This window comes from Catenovulum sp. 2E275, assembly GCF_025515275.1.
Classification (GTDB): domain Bacteria; phylum Pseudomonadota; class Gammaproteobacteria; order Enterobacterales; family Alteromonadaceae; genus Catenovulum.
In genome coordinates this window covers 65,647-79,060 of the sequence record NZ_JAOPFU010000016.1, presented here as the reverse complement: position 1 = coordinate 79,060, position 13,414 = coordinate 65,647, and the positions used below count along the sequence as shown (strand labels likewise).

General features: G+C 39.6%; 16 protein-coding genes. 4 read left to right on the top strand and 12 right to left on the bottom strand.

All coding sequences use genetic code 11. The features are described 5' to 3' along the window. Positions 1–126: 126 nt before the first annotated feature. Genes acpS through lepA form a run of 7 tightly spaced genes read right to left on the bottom strand, consistent with a single transcriptional unit; the run spans position 127 to position 6,362 of the window. The gene (acpS, locus tag N7931_RS09905; RefSeq protein WP_262793759.1) at positions 127–495 is read right to left on the bottom strand and encodes a holo-ACP synthase; all 369 of its coding nucleotides are present in this window, start codon (positions 493–495) and stop codon (positions 127–129) included. Positions 496–518: 23 nt separating this feature from the next. Continuing rightward, entirely contained in the window at positions 519–1,259 is a 741-nt protein-coding gene (pdxJ, locus tag N7931_RS09900; RefSeq protein WP_262793757.1) for a pyridoxine 5'-phosphate synthase, read from the bottom strand. 40 nt (positions 1,260–1,299) lie between these two features. Further along, positions 1,300–2,001: a DNA repair protein RecO gene (gene recO / locus N7931_RS09895; RefSeq protein WP_262793755.1), complete on the bottom strand. Its 702-nt coding sequence runs from the start codon at positions 1,999–2,001 to the stop codon at positions 1,300–1,302. Then, positions 1,988–2,890: a GTPase Era gene (era, locus tag N7931_RS09890; RefSeq protein ID WP_262793754.1), complete on the bottom strand. Its 903-nt coding sequence runs from the start codon at positions 2,888–2,890 to the stop codon at positions 1,988–1,990. Before era ends, recO begins: the two co-directional genes overlap by 14 nt. Positions 2,891–2,903: 13 nt before the next feature. Then, on the bottom strand, positions 2,904–3,581 hold the full coding sequence (gene rnc, locus N7931_RS09885; RefSeq protein WP_262793752.1) for a ribonuclease III: 678 nt from the start codon (positions 3,579–3,581) through the stop codon (positions 2,904–2,906). Further along, a complete protein-coding gene (gene lepB, locus N7931_RS09880; RefSeq protein ID WP_262793751.1) occupies positions 3,574–4,524 on the bottom strand; it encodes a signal peptidase I in 951 nt (316 codons plus the stop codon). Before lepB ends, rnc begins: the two co-directional genes overlap by 8 nt. A gap of 38 nt (positions 4,525–4,562) precedes the next feature. Continuing rightward, the gene (gene lepA / locus N7931_RS09875) at positions 4,563–6,362 is read right to left on the bottom strand and encodes a translation elongation factor 4 (protein WP_262793750.1); all 1,800 of its coding nucleotides are present in this window, start codon (positions 6,360–6,362) and stop codon (positions 4,563–4,565) included. A 281-nt stretch (positions 6,363–6,643) separates the two neighbouring features. Here lepA and N7931_RS09870 point away from each other — a divergent pair, with 281 nt between their 5' ends. Continuing rightward, the gene (locus tag N7931_RS09870; RefSeq protein ID WP_262793749.1) at positions 6,644–6,802 is read left to right on the top strand and encodes a YqaE/Pmp3 family membrane protein; all 159 of its coding nucleotides are present in this window, start codon (positions 6,644–6,646) and stop codon (positions 6,800–6,802) included. A 120-nt stretch (positions 6,803–6,922) separates the two neighbouring features. Here the strand turns inward: N7931_RS09870 and N7931_RS09865 are convergent, their stop codons facing one another. After that, positions 6,923–7,417: a hypothetical protein gene (locus N7931_RS09865; RefSeq protein ID WP_262793747.1), complete on the bottom strand. Its 495-nt coding sequence runs from the start codon at positions 7,415–7,417 to the stop codon at positions 6,923–6,925. Positions 7,418–7,604: 187 nt separating this feature from the next. On the opposite strand from N7931_RS09865, the gene N7931_RS09860 reads away from it, so the two are divergent. From N7931_RS09860 to N7931_RS09850, 3 genes are read left to right on the top strand one after another with little or no spacing between them, the layout of a single operon-like run. Continuing rightward, positions 7,605–8,033: a MarR family winged helix-turn-helix transcriptional regulator gene (locus tag N7931_RS09860; RefSeq protein ID WP_262793746.1), complete on the top strand. Its 429-nt coding sequence runs from the start codon at positions 7,605–7,607 to the stop codon at positions 8,031–8,033. 42 nt (positions 8,034–8,075) lie between these two features. Next, positions 8,076–9,104, top strand: coding sequence for an HlyD family secretion protein (locus tag N7931_RS09855; RefSeq protein ID WP_262793744.1), 1,029 nt, complete (start codon positions 8,076–8,078; stop codon positions 9,102–9,104). Positions 9,105–9,108: 4 nt separating this feature from the next. Further along, positions 9,109–10,617, top strand: a complete 1,509-nt coding sequence (locus N7931_RS09850; protein WP_262793743.1) for a DHA2 family efflux MFS transporter permease subunit — start codon at positions 9,109–9,111, stop codon at positions 10,615–10,617. A 50-nt stretch (positions 10,618–10,667) separates the two neighbouring features. Here N7931_RS09850 and N7931_RS09845 read toward each other — a convergent pair whose 3' ends face one another. The 4 genes from N7931_RS09845 to rpoE form a co-directional block, all read right to left on the bottom strand. Continuing rightward, positions 10,668–11,126 carry a SoxR reducing system RseC family protein gene (locus N7931_RS09845; RefSeq protein ID WP_262793742.1) on the bottom strand — a complete coding sequence of 153 codons (459 nt, stop codon included), beginning with the start codon at positions 11,124–11,126 and terminating at the stop codon, positions 10,668–10,670. 3 nt (positions 11,127–11,129) lie between these two features. After that, positions 11,130–12,035, bottom strand: coding sequence for a MucB/RseB C-terminal domain-containing protein (locus tag N7931_RS09840; RefSeq protein WP_262793762.1), 906 nt, complete (start codon positions 12,033–12,035; stop codon positions 11,130–11,132). A gap of 67 nt (positions 12,036–12,102) precedes the next feature. Continuing rightward, complete coding sequence (locus N7931_RS09835; protein WP_262793740.1) at positions 12,103–12,720, bottom strand: sigma-E factor negative regulatory protein; 618 nt, start codon at positions 12,718–12,720, stop codon at positions 12,103–12,105. A gap of 38 nt (positions 12,721–12,758) precedes the next feature. After that, entirely contained in the window at positions 12,759–13,340 is a 582-nt protein-coding gene (rpoE, locus tag N7931_RS09830; protein ID WP_262793738.1) for an RNA polymerase sigma factor RpoE, read from the bottom strand. Between the last annotated feature and the right edge of the window lie 74 nt (positions 13,341–13,414).

Genomic DNA, 13,414 nt, shown 5'->3' with positions numbered 1-13,414 from the left:
TGCGTACGTAATAGCTGGCTATTACTAGCGAATTCAACGTAGTTATCGGGGAAAATAACCACTAGAAAGCAATTTGTTATCCAGAGTTGAGGTTATTTAAGTCTGGCTAAAAAACAAATGTTGTGGCTACAGCCGTTCAATAATCACAGTGGCAACCGCATAGGTTTGCTCATCCGATAAGCTTAGATGCGCTTTAAACGGCAAACCGATCATTTTTTCAGCCGTCCCGCTTATTTTTAATACCGGAGCACCAGATGTTAAGTTCGAGATACAAAAATCCTGAAATGTAACACCTTGTGCAATGCCCGTTCCTACCGCTTTTGCTGCGGCTTCTTTAGCCGCCCAGCGTTTCGCTAAAAAACGCTGGGGCTGTTTATGCGCGGCAAATTCGGCCAGTTCACTGTCAGTTAAAATCCGGTTGGCCAGTTTATTTAACTGGCTTGGTTTAAAACGTGCAATTTCAACTATGTCTGTGCCTAATCCGATAATCGCCATTTAACGCATCCTGTTATTGGTGTTTAAACGCTGGCTAAACGCGCTTCCTGCATTAACGCGCGCATATCGCTCACCGCTTTTGATAAACCATCAATTGCCGCACGGGCAATAATCGCATGGCCAATATTCAATTCAATTAACTGAGGGATCGCAGCAATTGGTTTTACATTATGATAATGCAAACCATGTCCAGCATTTACTTTTAAACCGATTGAATCAGCATAAGCAGCTGCTTTAGCAATGCGCTCTAATTCAACTTCAGCTTCGGCTTCGGTTTCTGCGTCAGCATAACAGCCGGTATGTAGCTCAATAAAAGTCGCACCCGATTTTTTAGCTGCATCAATTTGCAAATTATCCGCATCAATAAATAACGAAACCTGAGTACCACCCGCGGTAATCCGCTCAACTGCAGTGATCATTTTATCAAGCTGACCCGCTACATCTAAACCGCCTTCAGTTGTCAGCTCTTCACGTTTTTCCGGTACTAAACAACAAAATGCAGGTTTAATTTTCTCTGCCAGTTGGATCATTTCTTCGGTCACCGCCATTTCAAGATTCATCCGCGTTTGAATGGTTCTGGCTAACACTTCTACATCTCTGTCTTGAATGTGGCGTCGGTCTTCGCGTAAATGAATGGTAATGCCATCAGCTCCAGCATGTTCAGCAACTGCCGCTGCATGAATGGGATCAGGGTAGCTGGTTCCACGCGCCTGACGAATCGTTGCAATATGATCAATATTGACACCCAATAAAATATCTTTCATGGTTTATCTCTTATACTTTAGCTGATAACAATTGTGCGCTTTAAGCGCCACGTTTAAATAAACTTCGGCTTTTTAACGGTCGCCCGGCTAATAAAATATCGAGCCACCAGCGCATAAATAATTTGGTTTGTTTTAGCGTTTGCTGATCTTGCCAGTCTCGCCGACCAATTGCTTTAACTTGTTTGCCTGTCAGTTTAGGTGAAGTTAAGTGCGAATACAAAGCGGCAGGAAACCAGCCGGTTTCAGGGTCAAATCCATATAATGTTTGATCAATTAAACGCTCATTTGTCTCAGCACAATGAAAATAATCGGGTGCTAAACCTAGCTCGTTAATCAGATCTAATTCAAAATTACGTAAACAAGGTTCTAGTTGAGCGCTTTCGTCAAGCAGTTGGCTAATACAGGCTAAATACCAGTTTACACATTCTTGCGGTTGCAACACCTGATGCAATAGCTTTGCAATTAATTCGTTAATATACAAACCGCTATACAAGCGTGGACCAGTTAAAGTATCCAGCCTAGTAAGCAGTTCACTGCTGCGCAAAAAAAACAAATCACCCTGAGCTTGCACTGCAGATATTAAATAAAGATTAAAAGGCGTTAATTCATCCTGATTTTTGCTGTGTCGGGCGATAACGGTAATACGCCCGTCTTGCTCGGTTAGCAGTTGGCAAATACGGGTATTTTCCCGATGTGGTTTTGCATGCAAAACCACAGCCCGTTGCAGATTATTCGTCACCATATCCTAAGCTGCGAAGCGCACGCTCATCATCTGCCCAACCAGATTTTACTTTAACAAACAGTTCTAAATATACCCGACAATCCAGCATTTCTTGAATATCCATACGAGCATCACGGCCGATGACTTTAATTTTTTCACCGCCTTTACCAATCACAATTCGTTTTTGCGGTTCGCGGCTCACTAAAATTGCCGCATTAATTTTTAATACCCCATTTGGCTGGTATTTAAATTGCTCAATCTCAACTGCGGTATCGTAAGGCAGTTCATCACCCGTATTACGCATCAATTTTTCACGAATAATTTCACTTACCATAAAACGCGATGAGCGATCCGTAAAATAATCTTCCGGAAAATAATGTTCACACGGCTGTAAATGGCTACGAACAATTTTTTCAAGCGAATCAACTTGTTGTCCCGTTTCGGCAGAAATCGGAATAATGTCTTTAAAATCGTGTTTGGCAGCTAAAAATTGTAAATGCGGTAAAAGCTCAGCTTTTTCTTTTACATTATCAACTTTATTAATCACCAGTATGCAAGGTACGTTAGCTTGTTTGATTCGTTTTAATACCATTTCATCGTCGTCAAACCAGTGTGTACCTTCAACCATAAATAATACCAAGGCAACATCCGCAATTGAGCTGTGTGCTGCACGATTCATTAAGCGGTTGATTGCCCGTTTTTCATCTGAGTGTAAACCCGGTGTATCAACATAAACGGTTTGATACACGCCATCGGTATGAATACCCAGCACACGGTGTCGGGTAGTTTGCGCTTTTTTAGATGTAATACTCACCTTTTGGCCAACCAAACGGTTAACTAAAGTTGATTTACCTACATTTGGTCGCCCAACTATGGCAACAAAACCGCAATATGTATCAGGAGTTGTCATTAAAAAATTAAACCTAAGAAGAAGTTAACTGGTTAAGCATAGCACGTGCTGCTGATTGCTCTGCTTTACGACGGCTCGAACCTTTACCGTGAGTGGTTTTATCTAAGTGTTCAATACAACAACTTACACTAAAGGTTTGCTTATGGTCTTTGCCGGTAATACTGGTTACCTGATATAAAGGTAATTCCTGTTTACGCCCTTGTAACCATTCCTGTAATTGGGTTTTGGCATCTTTTTGTTGCTGGCCCGGTTTTAAGTTTTTTAAGCGCTCGTCATACCAAGCCAAAATAATGCCTTTAATGGTTGGCATATCAGAGTCTAAATAAATAGCGCCTATAATTGCCTCAACTGCATCCTCTAAAATAGAAGTACGTCTGTGGCCACCACTTTTTAGTTCACCCGGTCCTAATGTTAAATACTCGCTAATTGCAAAGCTTTGCGCTAACTCAACCAGAGTTTCTCCTCTGACTAAAGTTGAACGCATCCGGCTCAAATCGCCCTCTTTGCATTTAGGAAACTGTTTGTATAATCGCTCGGCTATCACAAAACTTAAAATTGAATCACCTAAAAACTCTAACCTTTCGTTATGTACACTTTTAGCACTACGATGAGTTAACGCTTGTTCTAATAGTTCTTCATTATTAAATTGATAACCGAGTGATTTAGATAATTTGTTTAATGGATTAATCATCTTCGCTTACTTCACTCGCGCCCGGAATACCACCGATACGGTTAAAACGGATATTAGTTGGCACCCAGCTTGGTAACCAGTCTGATTCATCCCGCTCAAATTCAAAACTCATCCAGATGAATACCGCTTTACCAACCAAATTTTCTTCAGGTACAAATCCCCAAAAACGGCTGTCGGTAGAGTTATCTCGGTTATCACCTAGTGCAAAATAATGGCCTTCTGGTACAACCCATTCATCATTGCGACTGGTTGCACTTTGTCTAAAGTATCTTGGCGACATATCTGGCATTCTGAAATTTAATAGAACGTCGTGTTTAACACCACCTAAGTCTTCAACATATCTGTCTAACGAGTATGGACCTTGGGTAAATTCACCACGTTTAACTAAAGTTTTTTTCATTTCCTGAAATTGCTTATCGCATTCGGTTCCGTCCTGACAGGCCGGTAAAATATATAAATATTTATTGCGATAAATAATTCTGTCGCCCGGTAAACCAACAATACGTTTAATGTAATCTAAACGAATATCTTCTGGGTATTTAAACACAGCGACATCGCCACGTTTAGGTTTGTTGGTTTCAACTAAAATATTATTAGCAACTGGATTACGAATACCATAATCAAATTTTTGTACCAGAATAAAATCACCCACCAATAAGGTTGGCATCATAGATCCTGACGGAATTTGAAAAGGCTCATATAAAAACGAACGCAATACAAAAACAAATGCAATTACCGGAAAAACCGACTGAGAAAACTCAGCAATAGGCCCTTGCGCCAGTATTTTTTGCTGAGTATCTTGATCAAAATCCGTTTTGGCATCGGTTTGAGCAGCCGCTAATTTTTGCTCGCGTTTGGGCGCTAAAACATAGGCGTCAACTAACCAGATTAAGCCTGTTGCCAGAGTCACCACAAACAACATAATTGAAAAATAGCTGGCCATAAAATTTCCTATAATTTGAATACAAGTTTATTTTTAATTTATTTTCCAAGTTTCAAAACAGCTAAAAACGCTTCTTGCGGTACTTCAACATTACCTAATTGCTTCATGCGTTTTTTACCCTCTTTTTGTTTTTGGAGTAATTTTTTCTTACGCGATACGTCACCGCCATAACATTTAGCGATTACGTTTTTACGTAATTGTTTAACTGTGGTACGGGCAATAACGTGTGCACCAATGGTTGCCTGAATCGCAATATCAAACATTTGTCTTGGAATAAGCTCTTTTAATTTTTCAGCCATTTCACGACCACGATATTGTGACTGATCTCTGTGTGTGATTAGTGCCAACGCATCAACCCTTTCACCGTTAATCAAAATATCGACCCTAACCATGTCAGACAGTTCAAATTTTTTGAAATTATAATCCAACGACGCATAACCACGGCTGGTTGATTTTAAGCGGTCGAAAAAGTCCAATACTACTTCAGCCATTGGAATTTCGTATACCACACTCACCTGATTACCGTGATAGCTCATATTTTTTTGCACACCGCGTTTTTCAACGCATAAAGTAATCACGTTACCTAAATGTTCTTGCGGCACTAAAATATTACACTCGGCAATAGGCTCATAAATAGCTTCAATATTGCCAATTGGCGGTAAGGCTGATGGGTTATCAACCATTACAATTTCGCCGTTTTTCTGTTCAACTTTATAAACTACGGTTGGTGCAGAGGTAATTAAATCCAGATCGTATTCACGCTCTAAACGTTCCTGAATAATTTCCATGTGCAGCATACCCAAAAAGCCGCAGCGGAAACCAAAACCTAATGCTGTTGAACTTTCTGGCTCATAAAATAAAGAGGCATCATTTAAGCTTAATTTACCTAAAGCGTCCCGTAAGTCTTCAAAGTCATCTGACGAAATTGGGAAAATACCTGCATAAACCTGTGGTTTAACCTTTTTAAAACCCGGCAACTGTTTATCTGCCGCGCGGCGACTTGTGGTGATAGTATCCCCTACAGGTGCACCTAAAATATCTTTAATCCCAGCAATGACATAACCTACTTCACCGGCTTTTAATACACCCGTTTTGGTTTGTTTAGGGGTAAATATACCAATTTCGTCAATTACGTGTTCCTGACCGGTCGACATTACTTTCATTTTTTCGCCGGTTTTGATCTCACCATGCATAACACGCACAAGTGAAACAACACCTTGGTAGTTGTCAAACCATGAATCTATAATCAGCGCTTGCAAAGGCGCATCTAACTCACCCTGCGGCGGTGGAATTCGATGAACAATAGTTTCTAGTACATCTTCAATACCGATACCGGTTTTAGCAGAGCAGCGCACCGCATCAAGAGCATCAATACCAACAATATCTTCGATTTCTTCAGCGACTCTGTCTGGTTCAGCTTGCGGTAAATCAATTTTATTTAATACCGGAACTACTTCCAGTTCCATTTCAATTGCGGTGTAACAGTTTGCCAGAGTTTGAGCTTCAACCCCCTGACCTGCATCAACAACTAATAGTGCACCTTCACAAGCCGCTAAAGAACGTGATACTTCATAAGTAAAGTCAACGTGGCCTGGTGTGTCGATAAAGTTAAGCTGATAAGTTTCACCGTCTTTTGCTGTATAATTTAGGGTAACACTTTGCGCTTTAATGGTAATACCGCGTTCACGTTCAATATCCATTGAATCTAAAACCTGAGCCGCCATTTCGCGATCAGTTAAACCGCCACAAACTTGAATTAATCTGTCAGATAAAGTGGATTTGCCATGATCGATATGCGCAATAATAGAAAAGTTTCTTATGTTATTGAATGTACTCAATTTTCTCTCTCAGAATTACCGCCATTTTGTAGTTTAGCTACACAAATGGCTACACAAAAATAATTTCTGCTTTCCTGTTTATCACCAGAAATAGCTTAATGTGCGACATTATACTGATTAAAGCTAAACATTAAAGCAAATGATGAAATTAAGACATATTATGACAATATCTATTCTGGCTTATAATTTGCTTTGAATATAACTAAGTGTCTTTGTGATAAAACATTGAAGCACTTACTTTTCTTCAACTGATTCTATCAAACTGCTATAAGGAGCTAAAAATGGATTTAATTCGGATATTATTCGCAATATTGCTACCGCCTGTGGGCGTATTTTTGCAGGTTGGTTTTGCTGGTGCATTCTGGCTGAATATACTACTTACCTTATTAGGATATATCCCCGGAATTATTCATGCGGTCTGGATTATTGCGAGACGTTAGTCGGTAATTTTTACAAATTTAATTGGCAAATTTCACCCTTATTTATCTAAATAATGGTTTTCTAAAAGTGTTACCATTGTTTGTACTGGTAACACTTTATTGTTTTTATTTATGTAAAAACTAAGCTTTCTTTTTCTTAGCAAGCCATTTAGCGACATCATTTCCTAATGTATTTACACACCGATGCAAAACAGAACATGAGCCTTTAAAACCGCCTAAAAAGCCACCGCCTGAGTTTCTACTATGTTTAAAAGTATCAACAAGCTGACCGTTTTGGTACAATTCAGCAGTAATAGAAACCATTTTTCGATGTCCAATAAAAGCATTGCCTGAGCTTACTGCATTAGTAATTTGAAGCTTCAAAGATTCACCATTGTTTGCAAATTCATCTGCACTTTTCAGTTCGACATTAAAGCCATTTTCTTTTAAATATTTAGAAGTTGATTCTGAAAATTGATTGCCTAGCTCAGTACACTCAGCGATTACATTCGCCTGAATTATGTTTTCATCATAATATGGCGCAGAAGCCGTTACTTCAATTGCCATTTCCTCTGCCAATACAACTGTTGAAAACAGTGTCGCTAATATCAGTGTTATACATGCCTTGTTATTCATTAAATTCTCCTATTAATAATTATTAGCCGATCAAAATAGCTAATCTGCTGAATTATATATATTAATTTAAGAGGGTAAAAGGTAAATCACATCGACATTAAACTAGCAGGCAGGTAATTATGATTAATATACTTGAAGATTAAAAAGCAAACCATATAATAAGCATTACTTACTATATGGTTTACTTATGAAAAATTTAAAAGATAATTTAGGTTATTTATTAACTGACACCACCCGCCAACTTCATCGGGTGGCAGAAAAACAATTTGAGCAACAAGGCATGACATTAGCGCAAGCTCGGGTTTTACGCTATGTGTCAGCATCTCAGGGGATTCGTCAGGTTGAGCTAGCTCAGCTTTTAGATATTGCGCCAATTACTTTGGGGCGACAGATTGATGCACTTGAGCAAGCCGGTTTAATTGAACGCCGCGCCGACAGTAAAGACAGACGCGCTTATTTAATTTATTTAACAGATAAAGCGTCGTTAAATTTACAGCAAATTGAACAAATCACTCAAACAATCCGCTCAAAAGCGCTTGCAGGTTTAAGTGTGGAGCAAACCGAGTTATTAACTATGGCTTTGCAGCAAATGCGAGTCAATCTAACCAAGTTATAAGTTTTATAAGCAAACTATTTGATTGCTTGAGGTTAAACATAAATGACGTCTTTATTTAAAAACAGAGCGGTTTTAATGCTGGGGGTACCTCTGATCTTAGTGGTTATCATCGGCTATATTTATTTATCCGGCGGCCACAGCGTATCAACTGATAATGCTTATGTAAAAGCAAATAAACTGGCGATTAGTGCGTTAGTGAGTGGTGCAATTGTTGATACTTATGTAACTGAAAATCAATTAGTTACCACTGGGCAGCCCCTGTTTTCGATTGATTCAAAACCGTATGAAATTGAGAAAGCCAAAGCAGAAGCTGGTTTAGCTAAAGTCAAAACCGATTTATTGGCACTAAAGGCCAGCTATCAGGAAAAGCTAGCCGATATTGAGCTTGCCCAGAAAAAGTACGAATACGCGGTAAAAGATGAACAGCGCCTTGCCAAATTAAATAGTCAGCAGCTTATTTCTCAAACTCAATATGAGCAAGCACAAGAAGATGTGGATATTCAAAAGCAAAGTATCAAAGTTTTAAAGCAGGATTTAACCCGAATTTCGGCACTATTGGCAGATCAGCCTCAAGCCGAGCTAAATCAATACCCTGATTATTTAGCTAAACAAGCTGAACTTGAGCAAGCCGAGCTGAATTTGTCCCGCTGTGTGGTTAAAGCCAGTGTGAATGGTGTTGTGAGTTTACCGCCAGAAGTTGGCCAGTTTGTCGCCACCGGCAAATCTGCGATGACATTAGTTACCACCGAAGATTTATGGGTTGAGGCTAACTTTACCGAAAAAGAATTAACTCATGTGCATCCGGGACAAAGCGTTACAATTCATGTCGATACATTTCCTGATTTTGTCTGGCAAGGTAAAGTTGAAAGTTTAAGTCCAGCAACACAGTCTGAATATTCGTTATTACCAGCTCAAAATGCAACCGGTAACTGGGTTAAAATCGCCCAGCGAGTGCCGGTTAGAATTAAACTAGAGCAGCATCAAACCGCACCTCGTTTATTAGCTGGATTAAGCTCGGTTGTTGAAATTGAAACCGGCGTAAAACGTCAGTTATTCGGGTTCACATTATAACTTTATGAGTCAACCAAATAGTTCTGCTTCGCATACTGGCTTGGTGACAATATCTGTCATGCTGGCCACCATTATGCAGGCACTTGACACCACTATTGCTAATGTTGCCCTGCCTCACATGCAAGGCTCTGTGGGGGCAACTCAAGATCAAATATCTTGGGTTTTAACCTCATATATAGTTGCAGCTGCGATTTGTATGCCATTAACTGGATTTTTAACTGCCAGATTTGGACGCAAACGTATTTTTTTAATTGCAGTGACCGGCTTTACTCTGGCTTCGATGCTATGTGGCGCTGCGCAATCACTTAATCAAATTGTTTTATTTAGGCTGCTGCAAGGCGTATTTGGCGCAAGTTTAGTGCCTTTGTCCCAGTCAGTTTTGCTGGATACTTACCCCAAAGAGCAACATGCAAAAGCGATGGCTTTATGGGGAATGGGGGTTATGGTCGGTCCTATTTTAGGGCCGTCTTTGGGCGGATGGTTAACCGAGTATTATAACTGGCGCTGGGTTTTTTATATTAATATTCCATTTGGTTTATTAGCTTGGTTTGGGTTAAACCGGTTTGTAGCCGAAACACCTAAATCGAATCAACTAAAATTCGATTGGTTAGGTTTTCTATTGCTAACTATCGCCATTGGTTCACTGCAACTGATGTTAGACCGAGGTGAATTATTAAACTGGTTTTCAAGCCCAGAAATTATGACTGAAGCGGTTATTTCTGCACTGGCTTTTTATTTGTTTATTGTTCACATCACTACCAGTCAGGCGCCTTTTTTAGAGCCCGGTTTATTTAAAGACAAAAACTTTGCAGCCGGATTATTATTAATTTTTGTGATTGGCATTGTGCTGCTTGCCACCATGGCTTTATTGCCGCCGATGATGCAGCATTTAATGGGTTATCCAGTGTTAGATGTTGGACTTATTTTAGCGCCGCGCGGATTTGGAACTATGTTTGCCATGATGTTAGTGGGCAGATTATCCGGCAAATTTGATCCACGTTATAAAATATTATTTGGCCTAATTCTGACCAGCTTTTCATTATGGCAAGTGAGTACATTTACACAAGATACAGCCGCATCCGACATTATTTTAAATGGGATAATTCAAGGCATTGGATTAGGGTTTGCATTTGTCCCTTTATCTGCAATTTCGTTTTCGACCTTAGCGCCGCAATATAGAAACCACGGTACAGCCTTATTTAGTTTGGTCAGAAATATTGGCAGCAGTATTGGAATTTCTATTGTGATGGCATATTTGGCTCAACATACACAAATGAATCATGCCGCATTTGCCGGATTTATTGAGCAGGATAATGTTGCACTAAAACAGGCAGTAGATGCCGGATTATACGATTTAGATTCAGCCGCCAGTTTGTTAACTCTGAATAACCAAATAAATCAGCAAGCGAGTTTATTGGCTTATTTGCAGGATTTTAAACTAATGATGTGGATTACTTTATGTGCAATCCCACTGCTGGTATTATTAAAAAACCCATTAAAAAAGCCCGCTTAAAATAAGCGGGCTTTCAGGTAAATCATTGAACCTTAAATCGAGACAACAGGTTATTTTTCGATACAAACAAAAGAGCTGGCTTTAATTTCTTCAACCACATAGGGCAACATACTATGCTGATTAAGCTTATGACTTAATTTTTTAGCCAGCATAAATCCCAGCCAACCAAACAAACCAGCAGCCAATAAGTTTATTAATTCCACACTCAATATATTTTGAGTTAATACCAGTGCCAGCATAAAAAAAGCCAGTGGCATGCCATACAATAATAAAGAACCTAATACGATACTTTGTTCGGGCACAGCAATGGTTACCATAGTTTGTTCGGTAACCGGATGTCTGCATTCAACCAGCACTTGATTGGTTTTAGGCGCAAGCGTTTTGGCAACCAAACCTGTTCCGCAATCAGAATTATGCTGACAAGCATTACAGCTGGTTTTAATTTGAGTTTCTACCCAGATTAAATCTGCATTATGGCGTTTTAATACTTTAGCCTGCTCGTATAACATTGGTTAATCCCAGCGAATCGAACCAATCAGCTTTTCAGCCGTTGGTAATGGCACTTTACCAATAACTGTCACTTCGGCCTGATTAATTTGTTTTGTTAAGTAGCTGTTGGCACCAGAGCTTAACGCAGTCGCCGCAATGGTTTCATCTGTATCTAATCGTCTTAAATAAACAGAAAACCACACAACACCATCTGATAACATCACATAATCCACCAGATTTTTACTGCCAAATAAATAATGTCGATCAACTTTTACAGGCTCAAAACCAGCCGGAATCCAAGTAATTTGCCAATCAACAGCACTCATTGGTGCACTGTTTTTAATGGTAAATGCTTCCGGTAATTCTGCTTGATGAATTTCCTGTAAAATTTCACTGGGTTCATTAGTCACTTGTAAATGCGATACTTGCAACTGCTCTAAAATTTCATTGTTTTTATTCACAATCGCCGATTTTAACAATAAACCAGTATCTTCATGTAACCAAAGCCAATAATCATAACGCGCAGCATCTCTTGCCAATACTCTAATTAATCTGGCTGGCAATCCGGCGACCCGGCTTTTACCCATTAAATGAAAATCATAACTTTGTTCTACATGGCTAATATCGGTACGTAAAATTTCAGGTAACGGACCATGTGAAACCGTATCTTTAATACTGTATGCGGCCTGCTCCGGTTGTAAGTATGTCAACGTATCACCTTTGCGAATAAGCTGCTGACCCGGACCATTAAGCGCGGTTAAAATTTCTCTTTCTTGCTCCTCAATCGTGCCATGAAACCAGCGCCACGGCTCTGCTTTGTCATTATGAACAATCACAAACGACATTTCATAGTTGAGGGTTTTAGTTGCCTGATTCATCTTAATTAACCAGGCTTTGGCATCATTTTGTGCCCAAACCGGGCTAGTCAGAAAAAAAACAAAAAACGTTATGTATTTTCCTAACCAGCTCAATTTAGCTGTGAGTGAGGAAGAAAGATTAATTGGCTGGAACTTTAACTTTTTCAGGTTGACCATCCTCTACTGATTCTGTCGGATTATACTGACGCGTTTTTAACTGCTGAGCATGATCCATAATATACGCGTTAATCCTTTGTCTTTGAAGTGCAGCTTCGCTTGAAGTCATACTTGGATAAGCTTCAACCTGTTGCATGCTCACCGGATCTAACGAACCACCAATCGGGAAAGTTTGTAACACTGGCTGAGGCACATGCACTTGCTGTTCTTCGGACTGAAAACCAACCACTAGAGCCGCCGCAAAAGAAGCCGCTAGCCCATACTGCATTGCAGGTCTGAATAAACTAATCACTTTAGCATTTTTAGTTTTATCAACTGCTTTGTCAGTCTCATTGTTGGCGGTATGTTTAGCATTAGGCGCTAGTACCACCGGCTCTTTATCAATTGCTTGCGCAATTTTATCTGCAATATCAAAATTGAGCTGCGCAGGTAATTCATTACGCATTGCATCACCAATTAAATGGTAACGCCCAAAACATTCGACCAGTTTTGGATCCTGCTTTAGTTTATCGAACGTTTTGCCGCCATCTGGTTGGCCATCCATAAAAGCAGAAATGTTTTCTTTGATTTTTGAACTCATACTCACTTCACTTAATTAGTCGAATAAAATTTAAATGTTTATGCTCTGTTTAGTAAAGGCTGCAAATTATTATCTATTGCTTCCCTTGCTCTAAAAATACGTGATCTCACCGTACCAACCGGGCAATCCATAATGTCTGCTATTTCTTCATAACTCATGCCATCCATTTCGCGCAGCGTAATTGCTGTTTTTAAATCGTCCGGTAAATTATCAATTGAGCTAAAAATAACGCGTTTAACTTCATCAGACATCATTAAACTTTCTGGTGAAGAGTTTTCACGTAGCGCATCTGCACTATCAATAAATTCAGCTTCGCCCACATCAATATCGTTAACAGCAACTTTACGAGCCTGCGAGGCAATGTAATTTTTAGCGCTGTTAACAGAAATTCGGTACAGCCAGGTATAAAACGCACTTTCACCACGAAATCCGGGTAAAGCACGGTAAGCTTTAATAAAAGCCTCCTGCACTACATCAGCAACGTCTCCCGGGTGTTTTACATAGCGAGCAACTAAATTAGTTACCTTATGCTGATACTTTTGTACCAACAAATTAAAGGCCTGTTTGTCACCACGCTGAACACGCTCAACCAGCTGCTGGTCGCTAACATCTAAGTTCATCTAGGTATGTGCTCCTGATTTGCAACATTATTTTGCATCGTATTATACTCTGTCCCAGTTATTTATGCGTTTAA